This window comes from Jeotgalibacillus malaysiensis (assembly GCF_044789845.1).
Lineage (GTDB): Bacteria > Bacillota > Bacilli > Bacillales > Jeotgalibacillaceae > Jeotgalibacillus > Jeotgalibacillus malaysiensis_A.
In genome coordinates, this window is the sequence record NZ_CP085252.1 from 3,435,529 (window position 1) to 3,461,676 (window position 26,148).

Below are 26,148 nucleotides of genomic sequence, written 5' to 3' on the forward strand. Positions count from 1 at the left end.
TTCCGTTTTTGTAATCATTACAAAAATGAATCACTTAACTCCGTCCCGGCCTGCACCACTTTTAGAATCATTCCAAAATCGATACAGCAACCTCCGTCCCCGCTGTATCACCAAGCGCCTTCCTCAACCGCACCGGCGAATCAGTAAACACTGCATCGATAAACCCAGGCGCAATGCCTTTCAAATCTTCAGGCTCATTGATCGTGTAAAGCCTGATTGGCAGACCGGCTGCTTCTGCGCGCAGTGATTCTGCTGTGTGCATGAACCCGGGTCGCGCATGGATGGCATCTGCACCGAGGTGGCGCGCACATTTTACGATACCGTTAACGTTATCCCATACGAGGACTGCGATCGAGACAGACTGACTGATCTCACGCACGCGCCTCAATGTCTCGAGGTTAAAAGAAGAGAGAACGACTCTCTCCTTTAACTCATGGCGTTTAACTGCATCGATAACAACCTGCTCAATTCCCGGATATGACTCACGGTCGGTTTTCAGCTCAATATTCAGCTTGAGGTCTGTCCGGGAGATCCATTTCAGCACTTCTTCTAAAAGGGGAATGGTTTCGTCCTTACATGCCTGGTTGTACCAGCTGCCTGCATCAAGCTGTTTGAGTTCAAGCACGGTCAGATCTTTGACAGCGCCTGTTCCGTCAGTTGTGCGGTCTACGGTTTCATCATGAATGACAACTGCTTCTCCGTCCTTTGAAAGCTGTACATCAATTTCGATTCCGTCGGCTTTTTCACGCAGTGCCTGTCTGAAAGCGGCCATTGTATTTTCAGGACACATCGTGCTTGCCCCGCGATGAGCATAATAGGTTGTCATACGCGTGCCTCCCTCTGTTCAGTTTCCGTTCTTTGCTGCCTCTACTTCAAGTGCACGATTTGTTTCTTCTGCTGCCTGATCCAGCGCTTCCTGAGGATCTGCTCCCTGATATAGGCTTTCCATTGCGTTTACAACGCGCTGTCTTGCTTCAGGGAATACAGAGATCAGTGCGCCGCCTGTTGCTGCGTTTGCCTGCGTTTCTTTCAGCTGATCAACCGTTACTTTCAGCTGCGGATACTGCTCCCACTGGTCCACTACCACCTGCTCATCGTATGCTGCAGGGTTGATCGCAAAGTAGCCTGTATCAACGTGCCACTGCGCCTGTGCTTCAGCTGATGACGCGTACTTCATGAATTCCCACGCACCTTGTTTCTGCTCAGCGTCGATTGCTTCAGCCATCCAAAGTGACGCACCACCAATGATCACACCGTTGCGCTCTGCATCGTCTGGTACTGGCAGGTAACCAACACCTACTTCAAACGGTGCGTTATCAATCATCCCTTTTACACCGGCAGATGAATCAAGAATCATTGCCGTTGCGCCTGACTGGAACGCAGCACGCATGTCATCCCAGTTCTGACCTGAGTTATAGAATGTCCCTTCATCATGCATATCCTTAATGAGGTTGAATACATTCAGCCCTTCTTCTCCGTTAAATACAGCTTCAGTCGCCTGACCTTCACGTCCATTTTCAGCATCGACGAACAGTCCGCCCTGCGCTGCCACAAGCTCTTCAAAGAACCAGCCATAGTTTAAAATCGAGAAGCCTTTCTGATCGCCTTCAGTCAATGCTGTTGCCGCTTCCTGAAGCTCACTGTACGTCATTGGTGCCTGTTCAGGGTCAAGTCCAGCCGCTTCAAATGCATCCTTGTTGTACATAAGGACCGGCGTTGACGAGTTAAATGGCATTGAGTACTGAACGCCGTCTACGCTGTAATAGTTTGTGATATTCTCTTCCCAGACAGATGTATCAAAGCCTTCTTCATCAATAAAATCCTGAACCGGCCGGATATGCCCTGAGTCGATCATGAATTTCGTACCGACTTCAAACACCTGCATCATCGCTGGCGATTCCTCTGTACCGGCAACAGTGTTCAGTTTCGTCAGTGCCTCTTCATATGTTCCCTGGAAAACCGGCTCAACCTCATATTCCTCCTGTGAAGCGTTGAAATCATCCACTAAAGTATTGAGTGCAGTCTCAAGCTCACCGCTCATTGCATGCCAGAATACAACTTCCGTTTTGCCTTTCTCTTCAGCCGGAGCTGCTGTTGCATCTGTTGTCTGAACTGCTTCGTCTGTCTCACTTGAACATGCTGCTAAAAGTAGTGCCATTGCCGTTGAACCGATCCAAAGCTTTTTCATTGAGTGTTTCCTCCTTATTTTAGCGCCCCTTGTGTGAGGCCTTCCTGAAGTCGTTTTTGTCCTGCGAATAATAGAATCAATGTCGGTAAAATCACCATGACCACGCCAGCCATTACAACGCCCCAGTCACTTGCAATCTCCTGGGTCTGCATCTGCTTCAAACCGATTTGAACAGTGCGGTTCGCTTCATTATTTGTTACAAGAAGCGGCCATAGATACATATTCCATGCCGTTAAAAAGCTGTAAATCGCAAGTGTTGTCATCGTCGTTTTTGCAACCGGCAGCACGACACCTGTAAAAAATCTCAGCTTGCTGATCCCTGCAATCTGGGATGCTTCATATAATTCTTTTGGAATCGTCTTGAACTGCTGCCTGAGTAAAAACGTGCCAAATGCCATTGCGAAAAACGGAATGGTCAATCCTGCATAGCTGTTCAGCCAGCCAAGCGACTGCACCGTCTGAAAGTTCGGCACCATCGTCGCTTCCCACGGGATCATCATCGTGGAAATAAACAAATAGAAGATCCACTCACGACCCTTGAACTCAATAAATACAAATGCGAACGCCGCCAGACTGCAAAGCACCAGCTGCCCAGCCATAATCAGCACAGACACGAGCAGACTGTTCCATAAATACGTTAAAAGCGGCACACGCTCAAACGCAGAAAAATAGTTTGCAAGCGAGAAGGTTTCCGGCCACAAGGAACCCTGCAGCACCTCCCCACCCTGCATAAAGCTTATGAGAAAAGCGTAAAGAATCGGGAACACCATCACAAGTCCTGAGACGGTGAGCGTCATATAAAGTAAAACCTTTTTCCCCATGCTCACTGATAGTGCACCTTCCTTTCGCCGATTTTGAACTGAAGCACCGTCACCACAAGCACTGCCACAAACAACATCACAGCCTGGGCACTCGCAGAACCGACGTTATAATTGATAAACGCATCCTTGTAAATGGAATACACAATCACATTCGTAGACTCCATCGGTCCTCCTTTTGTTAAAAGGTCAACCTGTCCAAACGTCTGAAATGCATTGATCAGCGAAACGGTTGTCACGAAAAAGAGTGTCGGCGAAAGCATCGGCAGCGTAATTTTCCGCAGCTTATAGGACTCACTCACCCCTGCAATCCGCGCACTTTCATACAGCGACTGATCAATATTCTGCAACCCGCCAAGCAGGATCAAAAAGGCAAAGCCCGTATTCATCCAGATCGTCGCAACCGATACTGACAGCAGCGCATACTGCGGATCAAGCAGCCACTGCACGCCCGGGATATTCAGTGCTCCCAATATGCGGTTGAACAACCCAATCGACGGATTAAACAGAAACATCCAGATCACAGAAGACGCTGCCACACTCATGCCCATTGTTGCCGAGAACATCGTGCGGAAAAGTCCAATGCCCCTCAGCTTCTGGTTCGCGAGCACTGCAAGCGCAGTCGCAAGCACAATCCCTGCAGGCACTGTATAAAGCACAAACAGCCCAGTTGCCTTCGCACTCAGCTGAAAGCTCGTTGACTGAAAAAGATTCAAAAAGTTCTCCCATCCGACAAATACAACCGGCACACCCTGCGAATCCGTTAAAAACAGACTTAAGTACACCGTACGTACCATCGGGTAAAAAAGAAATACACCAAACAGAATCAATGAAGGCAGTAAAAACAGCATCCCGGTCATCCAGTTTGACCAGGCGCGCTTCCTCTCCACCTGACGATCTGAAGACAATTCAGGCTGGATCGTTGTCATGATGACACCTTCTTAACAGGTGCCGGCTCACACGAAATCCGCTCACCCGTTTCAGCTGAAAATAACGCTAAGTGACGGTCATCCACACAGATTCTGATCTGCTCGCCAGGCTGCACACCGCTTTGCCCCGGCCATTTCGCGATCCATTGTGTATCCTCACCAAAGTCGAATGTCACAAGCGTTTCCGTGCCGAGCACTTCCACATTTGCCACCTGAACCAAAAAGCCAGGCTCCGTATCCTTAGCAAGTGCAATATGTTCAGGCCTTACACCAAGCGTGACACGCCCTGAACCGATTTTCTGCTTCGTATCTGCAGTGACCGGCGTCATCCAGTGGCCATCTGCAACAAGGACAGAATCCTTCATTTCTGCATCGATCAGATTCATCGGAGGCGAGCCGATAAAGGATGCAACAAATGTATTTGCCGGATTGTTATATACATCAAGCGGCCGCCCGATCTGCTGCACGTCCCCGTCTGATAAAATCATCATCCGGTCCGCCATCGTCATCGCTTCTGTCTGGTCATGCGTCACATAAATCATCGTCAGCCCAAGCTTTCTCTGAAGCTGTCTGATCTCTGAACGCATTTTTGCACGGAGCTTTGCATCAAGGTTAGAAAGCGGCTCATCCATCAGGCAAAGCGGTGCCCGGGTAACAACTGCACGTGCTAACGCCACACGCTGACGCTGCCCGCCAGAGAGCTCACGCGGCTTCCGCTTCATATAATCACTCAGCCCAAGCATCTCGCACACTTCCTTACAGCGCTCTTTCTGCTCTCTTTTCGAAACCTTTTTCACATGCAGACCAAACGTGATATTCTGCTCTACGGTTAAATGCGGATAAAGCGCATAATTCTGAAACACCATCGACAGATCACGCTCACTCGGACTTAACGCATTCGCCCGCTTTCCATCTAACGCAAGCTCTCCTGACGTAATCGACTCAAGCCCTGCAATCATGCGGAGCATCGTACTCTTCCCGCATCCTGATGGACCAACGAGTACAAAAAACTCACCCGGCTCAATCATCACATCAATCGCTTTTAACACATCCTGCTTACCATCATAGGATTTCGTAATCCCTTTTAACTCCACTTTCCTCATTGAACCACCTCCACCAGCGGCTTCCAAAGGTGCGTCCTCCCTGTAGAAACAGCTGTCGCACCACGTTCAATCGCCTTCTCCATTTGTCTGCGGTTCTGAATCAGGCCGCCCGTAATAATCGGAATATCCGTTTTCTTCTTCACATGCTCAATTAAATGCGGTACCACACCAGGCATCAGTTCCAGAAAATCAGGCTGGACCTGCTCTGCACTCTCAAGTCCATTTTTCAACGCATCTGAATCTATTAAAAACAGACGCTTAATCGCAATTAATCCCTCTTTTTTCGCAGCCGCAACAAGCGATGGCTTCGTCGTCACAATCCCCGTCGGCTGCACATGCCTCGCGATAAACTTTAATCCTTCACGGTCATAGCTGATCCCCGGAATCTTCTCAATATGTAAAAACACATCCCGGTCATGTTCCTTCAAAAAGTCCACATACCGCTTAATCACCGTAAGATTTCCCAGCAATAAAAATGCCGCCTGAATGTCTGTCTCAATAAATGCCTCAAGCTGTTTCGGTTCTTTGATTGATGCAATCACCTGAGATTCTTTCAATCTTTCTAAAAACAAAACGCTCACTCCTTTTCCCCGGCAGGCATAAAAAAATCCATGAAAATACAAAGAGGCCTTCTCTCGTTTTCATGGTTCTCATCAAGTCATACCGGACTGCTATTCACTTGTCTATCACAGATTCGATGTTACAGCTGGAATGTTAAGGAAGTTTTAATGGGTTGTGAGGAAATTGATAAGGTTTTGTAAAGAGAGTTCGTGTGCATGGTGGGGACGGAGGTTACAGGGCTATGAAATGTGCACGTCCGGGACAGAGGCTGGCGTATGGAGGTTCGTGGAATTATGAGTGGGGTTCAAAGAATAACCGGTGGTGTTCGAAGAAAAACCCCCTGGCCAGATCACTGGCCAGGGGGTTACAGGCAGCACATTGGGGACGGAGGTTGCCGATCACTTTTAGAATCATTCCAAAAACGACTCACTCAACTCCGTCCCCACCGTGCCGGGTATATTCACCTATTAAGCAGTACGCACATTAAAGCTAACTTCAACATTCCCACGCGTCGCATTTGAATAAGGGCATACCTGGTGGCCTTCTTCAACCAGCTGGCGTGCTGTTTCTTCGTCAACGCCTTTGATCAGTACGTCCATTTCAACTGACAGTGCGTAGCCTTTATCACCTTTGTTAAGTGATACGTCTGCTTTGATTTCAGAATCGTCATGCTTAATGCCTTTTTGCATCGCAACGATGTTCATAGCTGAGTCAAAGCATGCTGCATAGCCTGCTGCGAACAATTCTTCAGGGTTACTTTTGCCTGCAGTGTCTGCACCTGGCATTGGCATTGCAAGTCCAAGATCAAATGAGCCGCTTTCTGCTGTTACGCGTCCTTCACGTCCGCCTACTGCTGTTGCTGATGAAGTAAATAGCTTTCTCATGAATGATTCCTCCTGTTAAATGTGATATATTAAAGTTGTGTACAATTTAATTTTATACAACTCAAATAATTTTGCAAACAATATGATTCATGAAGGGAGGAGATCGTGATGAATTCTTTACAATTATCCAATCAGCTATGCTTTCCTTTTTATGCGATTTCCAAAGAGATCATTAAGCGCTATCGTCCCTTTTTATCCCCTTTAAATCTGACCTACCCGCAATATCTGGTCATGCTTGTCTTGTGGGAAAAGGATCTGGTTACGCTGAAGTTTGTCGGTGAAAGACTGCAGCTGGATTCAGGCACATTGACCCCAGTGATAAAAAAGCTTATTCAGGCAGGGTTTATTGAAAAGACCCGTAATCCTGATGATGAGCGGCAGCTGCTCATCCAGTGCACGGAGGAAGGTCGCCTGCTTGAGCAGGAGGCAAAAGATGTGCCGGCAAAAATCAATGAGGTACTAGGAATGACGCCGGAAGAATACACTCATTATAAAGAAATGCTTGATGCATTTTCCTCAAAACTCGGGATCGCAACTGAAGCAGATAAATGCTGATATCAGTGGTATAACATCAGATCGAGCAATCTGGTGTTATACCTTTTTTATTGGGCCGTATCTTTTGCATGTTACATAAATAACTGATACTATATCATTATGTAACATGCAAAGGAGCTTATTATAATGGAAATTGTAGATCCTATACGCAATATACGTCATATCAGGCTCTTAAAAAAAGAACTTAAAAAGACTTCAAGCCGTGATTATTGTTTCTTTGTATTAGGGATTAATACCGGGCTGAAAATTAATACAATGCTGCAGCTCCGTACTGACCAGTTGATGGATGATGCGGGGAAAATGAATGTGTTTATTGAAGTTAATGGACAACGGATTTATTTGAACGAAAAGGTGCGGACGGCGCTTACTCATCATTTAATTCACGAGGGACATGCAGCGGATGAGTTTTTATTTCATTCTCCTAAAAGCGGCGGCCCGATTTCAAGACAGCAGGCTTACCGGGTTATTCACAATGCAGCGCGGCAGATTGGTATCGATGATCAGATCGGCACTCATACAATCCGCAAAACGTTTGGCTATCACGCTTATATAAAAGGCATTGCAATTTCACTGATTCAAAAGCGCTATAATCACTCATCGCCTTCTGAAACGCTGCGTTATATCGGATTTGATCAGGCTGAATTAAAGCTGGATGTGAACTTATAAAAAAAGACCTGCAGCAGATCTGCAAGTCGAGTTAATCTTCTATTGATTCTTCTTTAATGGCACCGTGGATTTTTGTCGGCTTAGTGATTTTATCGTCTGTTACGTGAAGCTGACACGTTTTGCCTTCACGGACGAATTTGAATACACCGTTATTAAAGTCTGTACCTGTTTCTTTATAAAAGATACCTTCGTAGACAACTTTTTCATTATGCGTAAAACTTAAGTAATGGCCGTCTTCACGCTTTTCGATATAGGCACGTGTACCACTGTCAAAGAGGTTATCGTCGTCTTCAACGGAGCGGTCAATGGATACGATATGAAAATCGACGAATGTGATTTCACGAAGAAGTGTATTTACAAACGATCCCTTTTTAATTTCTTCCCATCTGCTTTGTGGAGACTGACCAATGATGATTTGTGTGATATCCAGGTCTCTTGCCACTTCTGCGATGACTTTAACGGCAGGGCGCTTTTCGTTATCACGAATATAGAATTCTTCTGCACCATGCGCACTTGCGATTTCTTTCCATTGTTCAATATATGCCTGCTTGTCTGCGCTGATCTCTTCATATGGATTCGGGTCGACTGTCAGAACGTAGAGAGGGCATCCCAGCATGCTGGCAATTTTACAGCCTCTGCGGATCAGACGTTCACCGTTCGGACCGAAATAAACACAGACCAGAATGCTCTCATCCATGCGAGCTCGGGGTTGTTGCATGTTTACACCTCCATGATGGTTTTATTTATATGGACATACTTTTAATCTATCTATTTTGTCACGCATATAAGGATATAGTTCGGAAACATAAATTTCAACCCTAAATTGGAATAAATCCTGTAAGCTTTTATTTTACAGAGTTCAATCACATGCTGTTTGTCCCGTGCGGCATTCAGTCATTCACAATAAAGAGGAGGTCAATGATGACAGCGCTGCACATGATGATTTTACTGCCCATTTTTTCAGTTGTACTGATTGCGCTATTTGCACGGTTTGTTCCGCGTATACATACCGGGTGGGCTGCTTTAATTGTACCAGTTATTTTATTTTCCGGCTTCATTTCCTATGCGCCGGAAATTATAAACGGCGGCACAATCACGGCATCTGTTCCATGGAGCCCTGGTTTGGATCTGTATTTTGATATTCATCTGGATGGTCTGAGCCTGTTGTTTGCATTCTTAATTACAGGTGTCGGGATACTTGTATTCTTCTATTCTATTTTCTACTTATCTAAAGAACGAGAGTCCCTTGGTCATTTTTATTCGTACCTCTTAATGTTTATGGGTGCGATGCTCGGGATTGTTCTGACTGACCATTTAATGGTGCTTTATTTATTCTGGGAACTGACAAGTATTTCGTCGTTCCTGTTAATTTCATTCTGGTACAGACGCAGAAAATCTCAATACGGGGCGCAGAAATCTTTTTTGATTACTGTATTTGGCGGGGTTGCCATGCTGGTCGGCTTCATCATGCTTTATGTGATGAGCGGGACTTATTCCATTCAGGAAATTATTGCGATGCGCAGCTCACTGGTTGAGCATGATCTTTTTATTGCTGCGCTTATACTGGTCCTGCTTGGTGCTTTTACTAAGTCTGCCCAGTTTCCTTTTCATATTTGGCTGCCGGATGCGATGGAAGCGCCGACGCCTGTCAGTGCATACCTCCATTCAGCTACGATGGTAAAAGCGGGTTTGTTTCTGGTTGCCAGGTTCACCCCTCTTTTTGGCGGGGAAGCCGTGTGGTTCTGGCTTGTTACGGGTGTTGGGCTGTTCACAATGTTCTGGGGGGCATTTACCGCCGTCAGACATAATGACCTGAAGGCGCTGCTTGCTTACTCTACAATCAGTCAGCTCGGCCTGATTATGTCACTCCTTGGCATAGGCTCTGCTGCCCTTTATATAGGGGATGGCGTAGATTCGATGCTGTATACGACAGCGATTTTTGTCGCATTGTTCCATTTGTTTAATCACTCTACCTTTAAAGGCGCGTTATTTATGGTCGTCGGGATTGTCGATCATAAAGTCGGGACGCGTGATATTAGAAAGCTTGGCGGGCTGATCGCATTTATGCCGGTTACTTTTACCTTGGCATTGATCAGCAGCTTTTCAATGGCAGGGCTGCCGCCTTTTAACGGATTTTTGAGTAAGGAGATGTTCTTTACTGCCACCCTTAATGCAAATGAGATGACTTTCTTTTCAATGGAGACATGGGGGCTTCTGTTCCCGATTGTTGCTGTGGTCGGCAGTATCTTTACGTTCACTTACTCTGCGATTATCGTGTTCCGTACATTCTTTGGCAAATACAGACCGGAGCGTCTTGAAAAGACACCTCGTGAAGCGTCGATCGGCTTACTGCTGCCACCGGCTATTCTTTGTACACTGGTCGTCGGAATTTTCTTCTTCCCGAACGTGTTAAGTGAGTATATTCTGACGCCTGCTATGAATGCAGTACTGCCAAGCTTTGCGGGTGTTGAAGGGTTAATCCCTGAAGTATATGCATGGCATGGCTTTAATACAGAGCTGCTCATGACTGCCATTGTGGTTGGAATGGGACTTCTGCTTGTAAAGGCTACTCCGCTTTGGCGGGAAGTATACAGCTTCTTCCCTCCGCGTCTCAGCCTTGATGCTGCGTATCAGCGCGCTTTAGCAGGAACAGAAATTCGTTCGAGACAGATCACTGACAGTTATATGACCGGGTTTTTGCGACACTACCTTTACTATATTTACGGATTTCTCATCCTTACTGTAGGAGGAGCGCTGATCTGGTCAGACAGCATCTCAGTTAATATAGCGGATGATGCACCTGCAGGAACTTATGAAATCATTTTAACGGTGATTATGGCTGTGTCTGCAGTAAGTATTTTATTTGTAAATTCCCGTAAGACAGCTACTTTGTTAAACGGTGTACTTGGCTACTGTATTGCGATCTTTTTTGTATTATTCAGAGCACCTGACCTTGCACTCACGCAGCTGGTTGTAGAGACAGTAACAACTGTGCTGTTCCTGCTTTGTTTCTACTATCTGCCTGACTGGAAGCCGGAGGATCGCAATTTAAAAGTGAAAATCCCTAAAGTCATCATTTCTATTTCAATGGGTGCATTGACTGTGCTGATTGCTCTGGCTGTGCAGAACCAGAAGATGTTTGAGACGATTTCAACCTATTACGAGGATGCGTATGAACTTGCAGGCGGGCGGAACATTGTTAACGCCATTCTTGGTGATTTCCGTGCGCTTGATACGATGCTTGAGGTTGTTGTGCTGTTTATTGCCGGAATCGGTGTGTATACGATGATCAAGCTGAAAGGAAAGGAGGCAGACAAAACAGATGAGAGAAAATGATGTGATTTTGCAAACCGTATCAAAGGTGGCTGTCTTTATCATTTTGACATTTGGTCTGTACCTATTCTTCTCAGGACACCATAATCCGGGTGGCGGCTTCATTGGCGGACTGACACTTTCTTCAGCAATCGTGCTACTGTATGTGTCGTTTGATATGGAAACCGTTAATAGAGGATTACCGGTCGACTTTAAAATGGTGGCAGCTGCCGGTGTGCTGCTTGCTGTGTTTAGCGGAATGGGGTCACTGCTGTTCGGTGCACCATTTTTATCACAGGCCTTTGCCTATTTTGATCTGCCGCTGCTTGGTGAGACGGAGCTTGCCACAGTTGTACTGTTTGAAGCAGGGATTGCGCTTGGTGTAGTCGGCGTGGTCATGATGATACTAGTATCGATTGGAGGGGACGTCTAGCATGGAAACGATTATTACACTCTTAGTCGGTGTACTGGTTTCAGTCGCTACCTATCTCCTTTTGTCTAAAAATATGATTCGTGTTGTACTTGGTACAGCTATTTTATCTCATGCAGTTCATTTATTGCTGATGACAATGGGCGGCTTAAAGATCGGAAGCGTACCCCTTCTTGGAAATGACGCTGACACATACACTGATGCATTACCACAGGCCCTTATTCTGACTGCCATTGTCATCAGCTTTGCTGTGACAGCATTCTTCCTTGTGCTGGTATACCGGGCTTATCAGGTGACAGGCGTGGATAATCTGAAGAAAATGGGAGGGCCTACAGATGAATAACCTGCTTGCATTCCCTATGATTCTCCCGGTTGTAGTTGGCGTTTTACTGATTTTCGTACGCAATTATCCAACGATTCAGCGCTTGGCAAGCGTTGTTACTGCAGGGGTTGTCCTGATCATCAGCGGATTTGTATTATCTGATATACAGCAAAATGGTATCCAGACGCTTCATTACGGAGGCTGGACTGCACCATTTGGCATCACTTTTGTAGCAGATTCCTTTGCCATGCTGCTTGTCGCAACAGCTTCTTTTATCTCGATGATTTGTATACTCTACGCTTCATTTATAAAAGATGGAAACAGGGAGCATTATTACCTTTATACGTTTATGCTTCTGCTGCTTGCAGGCGTCAATGGTTCTTTTATGACCGGAGATCTTTTCAATCTGTTTGTCTGTTTCGAAGTAATGCTGCTTGCGTCATATGCATTGATGACATTAGGTGGAGAGAAGCGTCAGCTAAGGGAAGGCCTGACATATGTATTAGTGAATATCCTGTCTTCCTGGTTATTCCTGCTTGGGATTGCTTATGTTTATGGAACACTTGGAACGTTAAATTTCGCACACTTATCAGAGCGGATTGCAGAAGTTGGCCAGCCTCCTCTATTAACTGTGATCGGTATTTTATTTTTAGTCGTATTTTCAATTAAGTCTGGACTTGTTCTTTATTTCTGGCTGCCTGGTTCTTACAGTGCTGTACCAACTGCTGTATCTGCAATGTTTGCTGCCCTTCTGACAAAGGTCGGCGTATATGCGTTATTCAGAACTTTTACACTGCTGTTTTATCACGAACCGCAAGTGACGCATACGCTGATCACCTGGATGGCGATTGCAACACTGATCGGTGGCAGTGTCGGCGCTCTTGCCTATAAGGATATCCGCCAGATTGCTGCTTATAATGTCATTATTGCAATCGGCTTTATTCTAGCGGGACTTGCTGCGAACACAACTGCAGGGATTGAAGGAGCAATTTATTACCTCGTTCATGACATTGCGGTAAAAGGTCTGCTGTTTTTACTGGTTGGCACCATCATCTACCTGACTGGACAGCATGCTTTAAATAAGGTCAGCGGTCTGATGACGACTTACCCGTTGCTCGGATGGATCTTCTTCATAACTGTTCTCTCTCTGGGAGGCATTCCTCCACTGAGCGGCTTTCCAGGAAAGTTTCTGATCGGTCAGGGAGCTGTGTCAGCCGGAGAGTACGTGCTGGTATTTGCAGCCTTTGCATCAAGTCTTGCTGTTGTTTATTCTTTGCTGCGTATTTTCATTAACATGTTCTTCGGTGAGATCACCATTCAGAAAGCTAATCAGAAACCGCTGTCTAAAAGATTGATGATCCCATGTATGATCCTTGGGGTTTTCACAGTCGGTCTCGGTCTCGGAATGGAAGGAATTTCTCCTTACGTATCAAGTGCTGCTGAAGTATTAATGAATCCTGAAATTTATATTGAAGGAGTGCTGACCAATGACTGATACGCTGCACACTGGAGGTGTCCAAGCATGCTTGCTCAATTCCTGTTAAATCTCGTTATCGCATTTTTATGGGTATTCCTGAATGATGAAACAACGTTTGAGATCCCTACCTTTATAGCCGGTTACCTGATTGGGATTGTGGTGATCTTCCTGCTTCACCGCTTTTTCGAAACACCATTTTATTTGAAAAGGGTCATCTCTATTATCAAGCTGATGGGCATTTTCAACTATGAGCTGATTACCTCGAGTTTCTTGATTATGAAGCAGATTATTGTACCAAAAGGGCGTATTAATCCTGGTACATTTGAATATAAAACGAGACTTGAAAATGATTGGCAGATCACCTCTCTGGTCCTGCTGTTAATGCTGACACCCGGTTCCGCGATTTTGCGCGTCGGGCAGGATAACCAGACGTTCACCATTCACACCATGGATCTTCACGTAAATAAACCAATGGTGATTAAATCAATTAAAATTTATGAAAATATGATTCTGGAGGTGACCAGACCATGATCGATCTCATATTCACAACCGCAATCGTAATTTTCTGTGTAGCAATTGCAATGGCGCTGGTTCGGATCATTCAGGGGCCCACCCTGCCAGACCGCGTCGTCTCCTTTGATGTTGTTGGTGTAAATCTGATTTCTATCGTAGCAGTGCTTAGCGTTTTGCTTGATACAGCTGCCTACCTCGAAGTCATCCTGATTATTGCGATTCTCGCATTTATCAGCACCATCGCATTTTCAAAGCATATTGAAAGAGGTGTGATTATTGACCGTAAATGAAATCATTGAATTATTCGCCGCCATCATGGTCCTGCTTGGCAGTATTATGGCGCTGATCAGTGCTTATGGCGTAGTCACACTTCCTGACGTCTATACCCGAAGTCACGCCGGTACAAAAAGCTCAACACTTGCTGTTTTACTTACGCTCACAGGCGTTTTTATTTACTTTTGGTCTACTGAGCACTATATCAGTATCCGCCTCGTACTCGGGATTGTCTTTCTTTATCTGACAGCACCTGTTGCAGGCCATCTGATTTCAAGAGCCGCTTATGTAACCGGCATTAGAGTCGAAGAAGAAATTCAAAAGAGAAAAAACTAGAGTGAATAACCGTCTCTTCTAAACGTGTATCTGTTTTCAGGTACACGTTTTTTTGTTGACTCTTTAACTGAGATGTATACAAGGCGCCTGTGCTATGATAGACACATAGTACTATTTCAACCAATTTTTATTCCTGACAGGGGTGTATATATGGTAAAGGACGAACGGGGCGTAACGTTAGTAGAAGTGCTTGCGTCTGTAGTGATTATCGTGCTTTTGGCAATGGTATTTATGGATTTATTCTTAACATCTGCCAGATCAAATGTGGTGTCTGAGGAAGTGGTGGATCATACTTTCGTTGCACAGCGTCAGATGGAGGATTTATATGAAGCAGGACAGCAATATGCCGCTGAAGATCTGGAAACCGTGCTGACCAGCTTTTACGAGCTTTCACTTGAGCAGTCTTTACCTGACGAAAAGATCTTTTCTAAAATGGAGGGAGATGCACGCGTGGAAGTAACGCTGACGCCCTATACCCCGGATGAAGAGACGTTTACAGATCTGACAGATGTGCTGACAAAAGCGATCGTGGTAGTGAGTTCAGCCGCAGATCCTGGCGATCCTTTTACAAAAATTGAAGGTCTGATTGAATGGAGGAAGGCTGCTGATGCGGAATGAACGCGGATTTACACTGACAGAATTACTTGCGGTTCTGGCGCTGGTTTCATTAATTTCCGTCTTTGCAATCGGAATTATTACGCAGGCTGGCAGCAATGCCGAGCAGCAGCAGGAAGACAGCCTCAGCACCCGTAAAGTAACGTTTGCGCTTCAATCAATCACAACTGATATCAGAAAGCACCCAAGAGATATTGAAGTGCAGGCCGCAGTGCTGACGATTCCAACAGGAGACGCTCCCATTGTTTACTCATATGATGAAGAATCGCAGGAGCTGCTGAGAAACGGCCGTTCTATTTTAAATAAGGTTGGCGAATTCAGCGTGATCCTTGATGAAGATACGCTCAATATTTTGATCACTGACACGGCATCAAAAGAGTGGGAAACACAAATCGTCCTCAGGAAAGGAACTGACCTATGATGAAACGATACATAGATAATCAACGCGGTTACTCCTTACTGCTGACGATTTTTGCAGTGATGTTCATTTCAATTGTCGGCGTCAGCATCCTCTCTTTCACACTGAATACGACCCGTGTCACTGTCAACGAACAGGTTAACCAGTCTTCCTATTATATTGCTGAAGCGGGACTGGTTGAAAAGCGGTCAGAGCTCAACGTCCTTGCCGGCGCTGCATATGAGGAAGTATTGAATGCGTATAATGGACTGCCGGCTGAAGAACAGGCGGGCTTCGACTTAGAAAACGCCTTTTACAACCGAGTGCAAAGTATGGTTGATGAAAAGCTGACGTTTGAATCGACAAGTACTTATGACGAGCAGCAGTCCGTTACTCCTTTTTCAAATGCAAAAGTAAACCAGATCAGCACCTCACCCCTCATCTATGAAATTGTATCCGCAGGCACCATACCGGCAGAAAAAACGCCTGAACTGACAAAAGAATTGAAACAGCGCGTGCAGATCCAGATGAACGTGGACACAGAAACAGAAGTTGTAACAATTCCCGGGGGCGGTGGGACGACGAAGTTTCGGGCGTGTTTTTCGGTTTATGCTGGTGGGGATTTTGAGCATAACGGAGGGCCTTTAAAAGGGCCTATTTATTCAAATGGAAATACGACTCTGAGCGGGGGAGATGCTTCTATTACTGGGAATGTTTATTCCAAAGGTGAGGTGCTCCTGCAGGGCGGCAGTACCCGGGTAAATGGGAATGTGTATACTGGTCAAAAAGTCACAGTTAGAGGCGGCAACGCTCGGGTAAACGGACAAATTTTTGAGAACTATAATCTTGAAGCTGCACAAATAGAATGTGTACAGAAAGCGCCTGAATTACCTTCTTTACAGGCTTCTTTTCCAGAAACCAATGTTGCGACGCTGCCTGACGAAAAAATTCACTTGCACTCCAATACCCACGATGTAATTAAAAACGGAGAACTAAACATCGATAATTATATGGTTCGCGATAGTAATTACATTCTTAAACTGGACAGAGATGTTTATTTTAAAAAAATTAACATTAAAAGTGATTACCAGCTCACAATCGATTTACAAGGTCAAAATAGACGTATTTTTGTTGATGAATTTGATTTTGAGCAGGGCCGTGTCGAATTCATTAATCCCGGTAAATTGGAGATTGTCATTCAGGACGATTTTAAGCTGACTGGTGGCAGTTCTATTAATAAAAATAATGAAAGCGATCTGTTAACGATTCGTTATGCAGGCAATAAAAAGCTGACTTTTGCAGGTGGAACCGCACTCAATGCCTCGCTGCATGTAAAAGAAGCTGACTTAACTTTAGCCGGCGGTAATAACGTAGATGGAGATATTTTTGCATATGGATCATCAGACATCAAAATCACTGGTGGCTCAAATGCAGCTAACAAATTGATTATTGCTCCAAATAGTAATTTGTCTATCAGTGGAGGTGGCAGCGCTAACGGAAATATCATCGTGAAAGACTTCTCCATCACAGGCGGTGGAACAGTCAACCCACCCGACAGCGACTACGGTGAATGGGACGGCCCCGGCGGTGAAGAACAGGTTGAAGTGATCCGGTATTCGGAAGACGGCAACTTTTTGAGGTCGGATGTGCTGGTGGAGGAATAGGAATGAGGTTCGTTCATGGAATATTAGGTGATGTTCGGAGAAAAACATGACTTGTACGGAGAAAAGACGTGTATGTTCGAAGAAAAACCCGGGTGGTTCGCAACTAAATGCACCACCTTCGCAGAATAGTGTAAATAGACCTATGACCCAAACCACGTTAAACCCCCGGCTGACCCGCAGCAGGGGGTAAATGTTTGATGCGGCTCACCCGGGACGGAGTTAGCCGGTTCACTTTTAGAATCATTATAAAAATGAATCACTGAACTCCGTCCCCGCTGCGCCGCTTCATTTAACTCGCCACTACCCGCAACCCGACAACCGCCACCACAATCAGCGACAAAAAGAAAATCCGCTTGCGGTCTGCAGGATCTCCGTAAAAGATCATCCCAACAACAACCCCGCCGATCGTACCCATACCGGTCCAGACAGCGTAAGCCACACCAAGCGGAATGGTTGTCATGGCAAATGAAAGAAGGTTCAGGCTCGCTACAAAGCCGCCAATCAGAAAGATAAATCCGCTGATCTTTTTACCTGTTGCGATCCGCTGCATGCCGTTTACACCAAGCACTTCACAGAACCCTGCAATAATTAATGCAATCCAGCTCATGTTTCCTGTGCCTCCTTCCCGTTTTCATCTGTGACAAATTTCAGGCCAATCACTCCTGCCAGCAGCATGATGACAAAGAATATGACGCCTGCGTTGATGCCTGCCCCGAAAAAGATCATATCCACAACAACAGTACCCAATGTGCCAAGCCCGACAAAAACTGCGTAAACCGTCGCTGTGGGAAGGCGTGTTGAAGCCATCAGAAGTCCAGTAAAACTCACAATAATTGCTGCAATTGTCAGCGTCCACGTCAATCCGTCATACGCATATTTCAGACCGGTCGCCCAGCCGATTTCAAACAGTGCCGCAACTGCTACGACAAACCACCACATAAAAATCGCTCCTTTTCTATCTAAAAAATAAAAAACCCGGGACATATCACTGTAAAAGTGGTATCTCCCGGGCTTTTCTCCCTCCGTGTACAAAGATCGCTCTTTGCGCTTTCTCTCGGACCAGACCCGTAATGGCGGAACCCTAGAAAGTCTTTATGTCTATGGAGTTTTCGGTTCCTATCTTAGTATGGGCGGGGCGGGAAGTCAAGGGAGGAGGGTTGTACATCCAAACAAAAGTTTCATATAGTAAATGTTTAATTTCTCCCCCCCCCCCCCCGCGTGAACTATAAAGGTTAAGAAGGTTTGCAGGAGAAGTATACCCGTTGCCTTGAAAAGATGATGGAGGTTTTATAGATGGTAACTGCTAAAAGCAAGAGCTGTAGATGGACCGGATCAGTCGTTTCGCGAGGCTGAGATTGAGCGTCGTGAGCTTGATAAAAAGGATATTTTAATAGAAATTAAATTCGCAGGTATTTGTCACTCTGACCTTCATACTGCGCACGGTGACTGGGGCGAGGTGGATTATCCACTGGTTCCTGGGCATGAGATTGCCGGTATTGTGACGGATGTTGGTGAAGGTGTCACGAAATATAAAGTCGGTGACCGCGTGGGCGTTGGCTGTATGGTGGATTCATGCGGTGAGTGTGAAAACTGTAAAGCTGGCGAAGAGCAATACTGTCTGAAAGGGAATGTACCTACTTATGCTGGTGTGGATAAATACGGTGAGCCGACGCAGGGTGGTTATTCTACACATATCGTTGTCGTTGAGGATTTCGTACTCGGTATTCCGGACAGCATTCCGCTCGATAAAGCTGCACCACTTTTATGTGCAGGGATTACAACATTTTCGCCGTTAAATCACTGGGATGCAGGCCCGGGTAAAAAGGTAGCGGTTGTCGGTATGGGCGGCCTTGGACATATGGCGGTTAAAATTGCACATGCGATGGGTGCTGACGTAACGGTTCTTTCCCAGACACTGAACAAAAAAGAAGACGGACTGGCATTTGGCGCGAGCAGTTATTATGCGACAAGTGATGAGGAAACGTTTGAAAAGCTTGCAGGCACATTCGATCTGATTATTAATACGGTCAGCGCAAAGCTTGATATGAATGCATACTTATCGCTGCTGACATTGAACGGGACGCTTGTAAATGTCGGAGCGCCTGCTGAGCCGCTTGATATCAACTTGTTCTCACTCATTCCACATAGACGTTCATTTGCAGGTTCTATGATTGGCGGTATCCGTGAGACGCAGGAGATGCTTGATTTCTGTGCAGAACACGATATTGCACCAAGCATTGAAGTGATTTCTGCTGATGAGATTGATGAAGCGTATAAACGCGTGATGGATTCTGACGTGAAGTACCGTTTTGTGATTGATATCAGTACGATGTAAAAACATTTACGGCTCTCGGACTGGTTCCGGGAGCCGCCTTTTATTTAATTACTGCCAGATAAGACATCGCTTTATGTAAAGGCGCCTTCTCGATGTACTGCCCCTCAGCATAATCCATTGTACCACCCGGCTCAATGTGAACTGTTTCAAGGTCTAGTCTATTCATTAAAAGCTGGAGATCTGCCGGCGAATAACACCTGAGTGACTGCATCACTTGATCCTGTTCTCTACCCTTCTCCCACCAGGAATCAAGCATACGGCAACCTTCAGCATCAAAACCATACTCGCGTTGAATGCCGTTTCTGAATGACATACTTTGCCCTGCTGCACCTGCCCAGAACCACGGTGTATATATGTCAATAAAGGCTGTGGCACCAGACTTGAGCCACTGACGAATTCTTATTAATAAACGTTGCTGATCAGTATCCGTGCCAATGCCAAAGCTGTCCCAATAGCAGACAACGTCAAACTGATCAGGCAAATCTGCTTGATAAAAGTCACCCTGGATGACGGTGATTTTTTCTGCTACATGATAATGTTGTGCCAACTTGTGAATATGATCGACTGCATTTTCTGTAAGCTCAATGACGGTTACTTCATATCCTTTTAAAGCCGCAGCTACTGCGAAATATCCTTTTCCACCGCCGAGCTCCAGAATCGACTGTGTCGGTCTATGAGAAAATTTTTCAAGATGCTGAAGCCTTTCGTTTTCAGCCTCCAGCATATGTTCATCGTTTAAATCCATCCAGTCGTATTGCTTCGTGTAAAAACCTTTAACCCAGTTCATTAAAAAACTCCTTTTCCACTACTCTTTTAAAAGCTCATATTGAACCAGCCGGCTATTCTTACCCTCATAGTCTTCATACCCGACTCTGCTAACTTCCTGAAACCCGAGTTTCGCAAGCATTTTCCCAGACCGGATATTGGCTTCATGCGTTTCTGCAAAAAACGTGGTAAGGTTATACGCTTCAGTACCATGCGCCATCACCAGGTCCACTGCCTGAGCGCCAATTCCCTTTCCCCATAACTCACTCTTGCCAATTGCGATGCCAATCTCAGCAGCATGTTCATTGATTAATACCAGATCTGTATAGCCGATTAATTCTTCATCCAAAACAATTCCCATTCGGATTAGGTTTTCCGGTGGGCATTTAACATATTTCATCCACCAGCGCTGTAGTTCTTCAGGATCCCTGTCTATAGACCAGCTATTTGCCTGACAAAAGGTTTTATCACGGCTCCATTCCATAACAGCCCTAATATCACTCTCATAAATGACTCTTAATTTCATATTCAACGATTATCACTCTTTCTCTGTCGTTACAAGGAGTTCATCAAATGGATGAACTACAGGAAACTTGTCCAACACTTTATACTCCATTGCAGGAGATGCCTGGATATGAATAAATGAATCTTCAAGCTCAATAATAATCACCCGCATCCAGACCACCTCTTCTTCTGTAAAACCATAGCCCCACACATTGTTTATTTTATTTTTAAAAGTTGAGAAACTTGCGGAATGGATCAGGTACTTTTGTGACCCCATCTCTGTTTCTTCAAACTTTAGTGGTACGGGAGTATCCTGTTTTGTAACGATTAATGCGTCATCCCCTGAACGAAGCTCCTGCCACTTAATATGCCAGAACTTCTCATTGCGGTTACCATTGATCTGCCAGAAACAAAGAATGGCCGGGTCTGCAATGACGGTCATGTACTGATCATTTTTGTAAGTATGAAGCATGTCACCATAGATCCCGGAGAATGTCATTCCTTTTACTTTTTTCAGAAAATCGAATTGGTTCATCATGATCACCTCTACCTCCACACTTCTTTACAACCTATACAATCCCCTTTATTTTCCTGTAAAATAGAGTAAGTATCTAAATAGATTATACATACACGGAGGTCTTTATCATGTGGGTCATCTTAGGGGTTATCGCAATCGCAGTAACTTTTCTCAACCTTTATCTGTATTCAGCAGGAAAGGATTATAAGCTTGTGATGGCAATGGGATTATCATTTACTGCATTAACACTTTGTGCAGAATACAGTATGGTATCAGAGTGGGTAGACTCTGAAGACTGGGCGGCGTTAATGGATGTCGTGCCTACGATGGAATGGGCTTTATGGTTTTTAACAATCGTATCAATCCTGCTAAATATCACACCGATCATTTTAGAAAAAAGAAGTAAGTAAGAAATATATAGTAAAGGATAGAATAAGCATTGTTTAGTCCGCTCATTCTATCCTAACTTGTTGCATTGTCATCAAGTTCTAACGTATTTTCCTGCAGACATAGATCATCTCATAACTCTCATTTTTCACCGGTGTTTCTTTCCAATCTTCATATACATTCAGCACTTTAAAACCATGTAAATCCAACAGTCTTTCCATTTCTTTCGGGTACACATATCTCAGACTGATATTGGTACGTTTTTCATCAACAAGCTCGGCTTGACGATCTTTGTATTTTCTAATCGTCGTATAGTGCTGAATCTGCTCCAGTGCATCATAGCGACTGATCGTAGAGACGTCTACTGTGAGTTCACCGTCCTGATAAGATCTCCAGTATTCTTCCACAGGTGGCTGTAATAACTCTTCCGCGCCTGGAAACCTTGTGTTGAAAATCAATATCCCCTCATCTTCTAAATGACGGTTCACTGAACGCAGTAACTCATCCTGTGCTTCATTCGTTAAAAAGTGTTGAAATGAGTTTCCGACTGTATAGATGAGCGGACTTTTCATGCCAAGATTCAGATCTGTACAATCCTCCGCAAGCCACTCGATGTCAACGCCCGCAGAAGATGATTTCTTTTGAGCTGCCTCAAGCATTCCTTTATGTACATCTACTCCCACGACTTGAAAACCCTCTTCAGCTAACGGAATCGTCACTCTGCCAGTTCCGCAGGCCAGATCAATAATTGTACCGGGCTTTTCAGATACCCACTTTATTAAAAGGGGCAGCTCTGGCAGGTAGCTTTCGTTTTCTTTATCGTAAAGCTCCGGGTCATCGTATTCTTCAAAGTTATTCACTAGTAAGTACCCCTTTTTGGTCATTGTTTCACGTGAAACAGGTTATTAAAGCTAAAGAATCCTCATGTTCTCATAACCTTATTTTAACAAAAAATGAGTGTTGACTGGGCATAAATAAAACCCTGCCACGTTAAATGACAGAGTGGACAATTAATCTAAAATGCTTTTTTCTGATAAATGATTGTTGTGAAAGTCCAGGAAGCGGCGTATATCAACAGGATAATAATTGCTGCCCCTGAATATAATGACGTGTCGGGAGTTTCAATAAAAAAGGTCGTAATGGCTGTTAAATGATTAGATAGAAATCTGATAACAGGCTGGCTCATTATCCCTCCGACGATTACAACAAACATCAGAACTAATGTGATATAGCCCTGCTTAAGAATATAAAAGAGTGGAAAAGCGATTGCTCCGAATAACAGGAAGGCTAATGCGCCAATTGCAGCATCTGTTAATGAGAAGCTTCGATTAAAGATCATCATAGATAAAGCGACAAGTACACTTGCGACGAACATAAAGACAAGCGCACCAACGTATCTCGCTGCAACAATCTGCTTCCTAGTATAAGGAAGGGAATTCAGCAGAATATTAGCATCTGTCTTTTCATCATATGCATAAGCATTGAATGGAATAAAAAAACTAGCAACAAAAAAGGTCAGGATGGGCGGAACACCTGTTAATACGAAAAATAAAATAAAAGGTATAAAAATAATCATTTGTCTTTTCTGTAAAATGATATCTCGCCTGATCAGATTAAGCATAGCTTTTACTCCCCTTTGTGTAATACATAATATCCTCAAGCGTTGCCCGTTCAATGACGACTGACTCCCCAAACGTTTCTCTGACAGCATTCACATTGTCAGTCAAGGCTTCAAACCCAGTAGAAGCTCTGTTCACATGGACAAATGATTTTTCTGTATCCCGGTCAAGGAGGTCAGTTCCTCCTTTTACAAGCGCATAGCTTTCTTCTACTTCAGGAGCAGTCTGATTAAATATCAACTCTCCTTTATTAATAAAAGCAATGTAATCGGCAATCCGCTCAAGATCAGTCGTAATATGGGTCGAAAATAGAATTGTCCGCTTACCATCAAGCATAAGCTCCTGCAACAGGTCTAGCAGCTCACGCCTAAATACCGGATCAAGTCCTGCGGTCGGTTCATCCATGATGATCAGTTCAGCATCATGTGAGAGCGCAATCGCTAACGAAGCTTTCATTTGCATCCCTTTTGAAAATGTTTTAACTGATTTTTTTAGCGGAAGTTCAAATCTCTCCACATATTCATGAAAGAGCCGGTTATCCCAGTGTTTGTAAGCCGGACCCACAATCCGCCTGATATCAGTCAGGTTCATCCCTTCATAAAAAACGTTGCCATCGTACACAAAACCGATGCGTTCCTTAATCGCTTTTTCATGTGTGCTGTAATCCTGACCAAAGACTTTAACTTCTCCTGCCTCTGGTTTAATCAGATTCATCATCATTTTAATCGTCGTCGATTTTCCTGCTCCGTTTGCCCCAATTAATCCTGTAATATAGCCCTTTCTAATCTGTAAATTCATTTTATCAATTGAAAAACCTTTATAAATTTTCGTTGCATTTTTTAACTCAACTACGCACTCCATCCCTTTCTCACTCCCTGTATAAAATATCTAAAAGTTCCTTCATTTCTTCTAAAGTCAGGCCAATCTCCCTGCTGTTAGTGATCACAGCACTAAGCTGTTCCTCGATTACTTTCAATTTCTTTTCTCTCATCACTTCCAGGTTCTGTTCAGCAACAAACGATCCTTTGCCGACGACTGAATAAATAAATCCAGCCTTTTCAAGCTCCTCATAGGCTCGCTTCGTGGTAATTACACTGATGTGCAGATCTTTTGCTAGTTGTCGAATTGAAGGCAGTGATTCACCTTCTGAAAGATCACCCGACAGGATCAGTGATTTCACCTGATGTGTAATTTGCTCATAGATTGGATCCTTTGAGCTGTTTGAAATGATAATCTGCATGTATATCCCTCGTTTTTTCATCATTAATGATATATTGTATATATACTTTATATACACTATATACAGATGACTTATTAAATGCAAGCTTTTTCAAAATAAAAAACAGCGATTAAACCTGAAGTCTAATCGCTGTTCTTCATCCGTGCTTTCTATCTAAATGATTTGTTTCTCTGGAGTATACCGACACCCTGTTACGCCCATCCTCTTTCGCCACATACAAAGCATGATCCGCCTGATTCAAAAGCTGGAATAAGGTTTCTTCAGGCTCATGGTTTGCAGACGCGACACCAAGACTCAATGTAACAGGGAGCACTCCCTCTTTCATGTGAAAAGGATGGTCTTCAACATGCTGACGCAGCTGCTCCGCTACCTTTTCACCTGCAGGCAGATCCGTATTTCGCAGCGCCAGCACGAATTCTTCACCGCCATAACGGTCGAATAGCTGATCAGCGTTCAACTGTTCCTGACACAATTTCACGACATGCTTCAATACCTGATCACCGACTGCATGTCCATATGTATCATTCACTTTTTTAAAATGGTCAATATCCATCAGGATGACAGTCAGCGGACGCTTCTCTTCTGTCGCCTCTGCAATATACTGATCACACATTTGAAAAAAGGCGCGCCTGTTATAAATTTGCGTAAGGTCATCGTAAAAAGCCTGTTGTTCGAGCTGCAGCTGCAGTCTTTTCACTTCAGTGATGTCAGTAAAAATGAGCAGCTGACCTTTATGGTAAAGTCCATGGAGAAGCGGCGTTGTACGAATTTGATAGGTGTACGGCTGATGATCTTCACCGGTAAATTGAAGATCTTTCTGAATAGCTTTCTTTTCAATTTCAAAAGGGAAATTTTCAACTGAAAAGTCTTTCCACATTTCATCAAAATGTCTGCCGAACATTGCTTTACTTAAGCCGGGAAACATTTTTTCAGCTGCAGCATTATATTCAATGAGACGGCCATATTCATCAAGTACGAGTACGCCATCATTAATATTGTTAAAGATCGTATTTTTAGCAATCGGCATAATTCTGAACAGACGTGAGGAACCGATAGCCCAAAGGTAAAGCATTGACGAGATCCATAGCACCATTGGAACCGGGTCGATCCCGGGCGGTGTGAATCCGATCAGGTAGACAAACGCTGTCACCATTGGCAGCAGCTGTCCAAATAAAAGAGCGACCAGCTGAGGTTTATATTCCCGTGACGTTTCTCTCCATTGTGAAAGCAGCAAATAAAAGGCGACAAACATGCTTGCAAACGTCACGATCCCATGAATGATGTACCATGCTCCTATTTCCTGACGTGCATACGGTGCACCGAGTTCAGGGTCAAGTTCAAATACGCGGTAATGTAAGTGGTGAAAATCATTCGTAGCCACCATGAAGAGACTGATGACAGGCACAAGGAGAATCAGCAGATACCGTTTACGAAAAATATTAATTCCAAGATACTGCATGATAAATAATAACCCGAGCGGCGCTGAGATCGGCATCCCTATGTAAAGAATCGTATTCCAGAATTTCAGTTCTTCAAGAGAAGTCGAAAGCAGACTGAATGCTGTCCCGAAGCAGTAAATACTGATGAGTAAGGTGTATAACACGAATATATAAGCGATATTTGTATATTGATGACGTTTAAAAAAGACGTAAAAGCTTAAAAATAGATTCAGTACACCGGAAGTGCAGGCAAGGGTAATATAAGCAGACAATTCCATCGTCACAGTCTGGCACCTTCT

At 44.5% G+C, this 26,148-nt stretch carries 32 protein-coding genes and 1 riboswitch; of the genes, 14 read left to right on the top strand and 18 right to left on the bottom strand.

Annotated elements, in window-relative coordinates; genetic code table 11:
* Nucleotides 1-67 precede the first annotated feature (67 nt).
* The 7 genes from LG330_RS17780 to LG330_RS17810 all read right to left on the bottom strand — a co-directional run bounded on the left by LG330_RS17780 (nucleotide 68) and on the right by LG330_RS17810 (nucleotide 6,483).
* Nucleotides 68-826 carry a glycerophosphodiester phosphodiesterase gene (locus tag LG330_RS17780; protein ID WP_404406255.1) on the bottom strand — a complete coding sequence of 253 codons (759 nt, stop codon included), beginning with the start codon at nucleotides 824-826 and terminating at the stop codon, nucleotides 68-70.
* Nucleotides 827-844: 18 nt separating this feature from the next.
* Entirely contained in the window at nucleotides 845-2,188 is a 1,344-nt protein-coding gene (locus tag LG330_RS17785; protein WP_404406257.1) for an ABC transporter substrate-binding protein, read from the bottom strand.
* A gap of 14 nt (nucleotides 2,189-2,202) precedes the next feature.
* Nucleotides 2,203-3,009 carry a carbohydrate ABC transporter permease gene (locus tag LG330_RS17790; RefSeq protein ID WP_404409662.1) on the bottom strand — a complete coding sequence of 269 codons (807 nt, stop codon included), beginning with the start codon at nucleotides 3,007-3,009 and terminating at the stop codon, nucleotides 2,203-2,205.
* Between the two features lie 2 nt (nucleotides 3,010-3,011).
* Nucleotides 3,012-3,935, bottom strand: a complete 924-nt coding sequence (locus tag LG330_RS17795) for a carbohydrate ABC transporter permease (RefSeq protein WP_404406259.1) — start codon at nucleotides 3,933-3,935, stop codon at nucleotides 3,012-3,014.
* On the bottom strand, nucleotides 3,932-5,038 hold the full coding sequence (locus LG330_RS17800; protein ID WP_404406261.1) for an ABC transporter ATP-binding protein: 1,107 nt from the start codon (nucleotides 5,036-5,038) through the stop codon (nucleotides 3,932-3,934). The genes LG330_RS17795 and LG330_RS17800 overlap by 4 nt, the downstream gene beginning before the upstream one ends.
* On the bottom strand, nucleotides 5,035-5,619 hold the full coding sequence (locus LG330_RS17805; protein WP_404406263.1) for a glycerol-3-phosphate responsive antiterminator: 585 nt from the start codon (nucleotides 5,617-5,619) through the stop codon (nucleotides 5,035-5,037). The genes LG330_RS17800 and LG330_RS17805 overlap by 4 nt, the downstream gene beginning before the upstream one ends.
* Before the next feature lie 447 nt (nucleotides 5,620-6,066).
* Complete coding sequence (locus LG330_RS17810; protein ID WP_404406265.1) at nucleotides 6,067-6,483, bottom strand: organic hydroperoxide resistance protein; 417 nt, start codon at nucleotides 6,481-6,483, stop codon at nucleotides 6,067-6,069.
* A gap of 108 nt (nucleotides 6,484-6,591) precedes the next feature.
* Here LG330_RS17810 and LG330_RS17815 point away from each other — a divergent pair, with 108 nt between their 5' ends.
* The gene (locus LG330_RS17815; protein ID WP_404406267.1) at nucleotides 6,592-7,038 is read left to right on the top strand and encodes a MarR family winged helix-turn-helix transcriptional regulator; all 447 of its coding nucleotides are present in this window, start codon (nucleotides 6,592-6,594) and stop codon (nucleotides 7,036-7,038) included.
* Between the two features lie 126 nt (nucleotides 7,039-7,164).
* The gene (locus tag LG330_RS17820) at nucleotides 7,165-7,704 is read left to right on the top strand and encodes a tyrosine-type recombinase/integrase (protein WP_404406269.1); all 540 of its coding nucleotides are present in this window, start codon (nucleotides 7,165-7,167) and stop codon (nucleotides 7,702-7,704) included.
* A 31-nt stretch (nucleotides 7,705-7,735) separates the two neighbouring features.
* Here the strand turns inward: LG330_RS17820 and LG330_RS17825 are convergent, their stop codons facing one another.
* A complete protein-coding gene (locus tag LG330_RS17825; RefSeq protein WP_404406271.1) occupies nucleotides 7,736-8,422 on the bottom strand; it encodes a universal stress protein in 687 nt (228 codons plus the stop codon).
* Between the two features lie 203 nt (nucleotides 8,423-8,625).
* Here LG330_RS17825 and LG330_RS17830 point away from each other — a divergent pair, with 203 nt between their 5' ends.
* The 10 genes from LG330_RS17830 to LG330_RS17875 all read left to right on the top strand — a co-directional run bounded on the left by LG330_RS17830 (nucleotide 8,626) and on the right by LG330_RS17875 (nucleotide 17,043).
* Complete coding sequence (locus LG330_RS17830) at nucleotides 8,626-11,040, top strand: Na+/H+ antiporter subunit A (protein WP_404406273.1); 2,415 nt, start codon at nucleotides 8,626-8,628, stop codon at nucleotides 11,038-11,040.
* Nucleotides 11,027-11,449, top strand: coding sequence for a Na(+)/H(+) antiporter subunit B (locus LG330_RS17835; protein WP_404406275.1), 423 nt, complete (start codon nucleotides 11,027-11,029; stop codon nucleotides 11,447-11,449). Before LG330_RS17830 ends, LG330_RS17835 begins: the two co-directional genes overlap by 14 nt.
* 1 nt (nucleotide 11,450) lies before the next feature.
* Nucleotides 11,451-11,789, top strand: coding sequence for a Na(+)/H(+) antiporter subunit C (locus LG330_RS17840; RefSeq protein WP_404406277.1), 339 nt, complete (start codon nucleotides 11,451-11,453; stop codon nucleotides 11,787-11,789).
* Nucleotides 11,782-13,263, top strand: a complete 1,482-nt coding sequence (locus tag LG330_RS17845) for a Na+/H+ antiporter subunit D (protein WP_404406279.1) — start codon at nucleotides 11,782-11,784, stop codon at nucleotides 13,261-13,263. The genes LG330_RS17840 and LG330_RS17845 overlap by 8 nt, the downstream gene beginning before the upstream one ends.
* A gap of 27 nt (nucleotides 13,264-13,290) precedes the next feature.
* Nucleotides 13,291-13,776, top strand: a complete 486-nt coding sequence (locus LG330_RS17850; protein ID WP_404406281.1) for a Na+/H+ antiporter subunit E — start codon at nucleotides 13,291-13,293, stop codon at nucleotides 13,774-13,776.
* Nucleotides 13,773-14,048, top strand: a complete 276-nt coding sequence (locus tag LG330_RS17855; protein ID WP_404406283.1) for a Na(+)/H(+) antiporter subunit F1 — start codon at nucleotides 13,773-13,775, stop codon at nucleotides 14,046-14,048. The genes LG330_RS17850 and LG330_RS17855 overlap by 4 nt, the downstream gene beginning before the upstream one ends.
* The gene (locus LG330_RS17860; RefSeq protein ID WP_404406285.1) at nucleotides 14,035-14,367 is read left to right on the top strand and encodes a Na+/H+ antiporter subunit G; all 333 of its coding nucleotides are present in this window, start codon (nucleotides 14,035-14,037) and stop codon (nucleotides 14,365-14,367) included. Before LG330_RS17855 ends, LG330_RS17860 begins: the two co-directional genes overlap by 14 nt.
* 150 nt (nucleotides 14,368-14,517) lie before the next feature.
* Nucleotides 14,518-14,985 (top strand): prepilin-type N-terminal cleavage/methylation domain-containing protein, encoded by a 468-nt coding sequence (locus LG330_RS17865; RefSeq protein WP_404406287.1) that lies wholly within the window; start codon nucleotides 14,518-14,520, stop codon nucleotides 14,983-14,985.
* A complete protein-coding gene (locus LG330_RS17870) occupies nucleotides 14,975-15,403 on the top strand; it encodes a prepilin-type N-terminal cleavage/methylation domain-containing protein (RefSeq protein WP_404406289.1) in 429 nt (142 codons plus the stop codon). Before LG330_RS17865 ends, LG330_RS17870 begins: the two co-directional genes overlap by 11 nt.
* On the top strand, nucleotides 15,400-17,043 hold the full coding sequence (locus tag LG330_RS17875) for a hypothetical protein (protein ID WP_404406291.1): 1,644 nt from the start codon (nucleotides 15,400-15,402) through the stop codon (nucleotides 17,041-17,043). Before LG330_RS17870 ends, LG330_RS17875 begins: the two co-directional genes overlap by 4 nt.
* A gap of 289 nt (nucleotides 17,044-17,332) precedes the next feature.
* Here LG330_RS17875 and LG330_RS17880 read toward each other — a convergent pair whose 3' ends face one another.
* Nucleotides 17,333-17,650 (bottom strand): DMT family transporter, encoded by a 318-nt coding sequence (locus LG330_RS17880; protein ID WP_404406293.1) that lies wholly within the window; start codon nucleotides 17,648-17,650, stop codon nucleotides 17,333-17,335.
* Nucleotides 17,647-17,982, bottom strand: a complete 336-nt coding sequence (locus tag LG330_RS17885) for a DMT family transporter (RefSeq protein ID WP_404406295.1) — start codon at nucleotides 17,980-17,982, stop codon at nucleotides 17,647-17,649. The genes LG330_RS17880 and LG330_RS17885 overlap by 4 nt, the downstream gene beginning before the upstream one ends.
* A gap of 62 nt (nucleotides 17,983-18,044) precedes the next feature.
* Nucleotides 18,045-18,139: riboswitch (guanidine-I (ykkC/yxkD leader) on the bottom strand.
* A 204-nt stretch (nucleotides 18,140-18,343) separates the two neighbouring features.
* On the opposite strand from LG330_RS17885, the gene LG330_RS17890 reads away from it, so the two are divergent.
* Nucleotides 18,344-19,378, top strand: coding sequence for an NAD(P)-dependent alcohol dehydrogenase (locus LG330_RS17890; RefSeq protein ID WP_404409664.1), 1,035 nt, complete (start codon nucleotides 18,344-18,346; stop codon nucleotides 19,376-19,378).
* 40 nt (nucleotides 19,379-19,418) lie between these two features.
* On the opposite strand, the gene LG330_RS17895 is transcribed toward LG330_RS17890, so the two are convergent.
* The 3 genes from LG330_RS17895 to LG330_RS17905 are packed head-to-tail and all read right to left on the bottom strand — an operon-like array spanning nucleotide 19,419 to nucleotide 21,185.
* Nucleotides 19,419-20,165 (bottom strand): class I SAM-dependent methyltransferase, encoded by a 747-nt coding sequence (locus LG330_RS17895; RefSeq protein WP_404406297.1) that lies wholly within the window; start codon nucleotides 20,163-20,165, stop codon nucleotides 19,419-19,421.
* An 18-nt stretch (nucleotides 20,166-20,183) separates the two neighbouring features.
* Entirely contained in the window at nucleotides 20,184-20,669 is a 486-nt protein-coding gene (locus LG330_RS17900) for a GNAT family N-acetyltransferase (RefSeq protein WP_404409666.1), read from the bottom strand.
* A 12-nt stretch (nucleotides 20,670-20,681) separates the two neighbouring features.
* Nucleotides 20,682-21,185: a hypothetical protein gene (locus LG330_RS17905; RefSeq protein WP_404406299.1), complete on the bottom strand. Its 504-nt coding sequence runs from the start codon at nucleotides 21,183-21,185 to the stop codon at nucleotides 20,682-20,684.
* A 107-nt stretch (nucleotides 21,186-21,292) separates the two neighbouring features.
* Here LG330_RS17905 and LG330_RS17910 point away from each other — a divergent pair, with 107 nt between their 5' ends.
* Complete coding sequence (locus tag LG330_RS17910; RefSeq protein WP_404406301.1) at nucleotides 21,293-21,574, top strand: hypothetical protein; 282 nt, start codon at nucleotides 21,293-21,295, stop codon at nucleotides 21,572-21,574.
* A gap of 78 nt (nucleotides 21,575-21,652) precedes the next feature.
* Here LG330_RS17910 and LG330_RS17915 read toward each other — a convergent pair whose 3' ends face one another.
* The 5 genes from LG330_RS17915 to LG330_RS17935 form a co-directional block, all read right to left on the bottom strand.
* Complete coding sequence (locus LG330_RS17915; protein ID WP_404406303.1) at nucleotides 21,653-22,435, bottom strand: class I SAM-dependent methyltransferase; 783 nt, start codon at nucleotides 22,433-22,435, stop codon at nucleotides 21,653-21,655.
* A gap of 131 nt (nucleotides 22,436-22,566) precedes the next feature.
* Nucleotides 22,567-23,172: an ABC-2 transporter permease gene (locus LG330_RS17920; protein WP_404406305.1), complete on the bottom strand. Its 606-nt coding sequence runs from the start codon at nucleotides 23,170-23,172 to the stop codon at nucleotides 22,567-22,569.
* On the bottom strand, nucleotides 23,165-24,031 hold the full coding sequence (locus LG330_RS17925; protein WP_404406307.1) for an ABC transporter ATP-binding protein: 867 nt from the start codon (nucleotides 24,029-24,031) through the stop codon (nucleotides 23,165-23,167). Before LG330_RS17925 ends, LG330_RS17920 begins: the two co-directional genes overlap by 8 nt.
* A 7-nt stretch (nucleotides 24,032-24,038) precedes the next feature.
* The gene (locus tag LG330_RS17930; RefSeq protein ID WP_404406309.1) at nucleotides 24,039-24,410 is read right to left on the bottom strand and encodes a GntR family transcriptional regulator; all 372 of its coding nucleotides are present in this window, start codon (nucleotides 24,408-24,410) and stop codon (nucleotides 24,039-24,041) included.
* A gap of 136 nt (nucleotides 24,411-24,546) precedes the next feature.
* Nucleotides 24,547-26,127: a diguanylate cyclase gene (locus LG330_RS17935; protein ID WP_404409668.1), complete on the bottom strand. Its 1,581-nt coding sequence runs from the start codon at nucleotides 26,125-26,127 to the stop codon at nucleotides 24,547-24,549.
* Nucleotides 26,128-26,148: the final 21 nt, after the last annotated feature.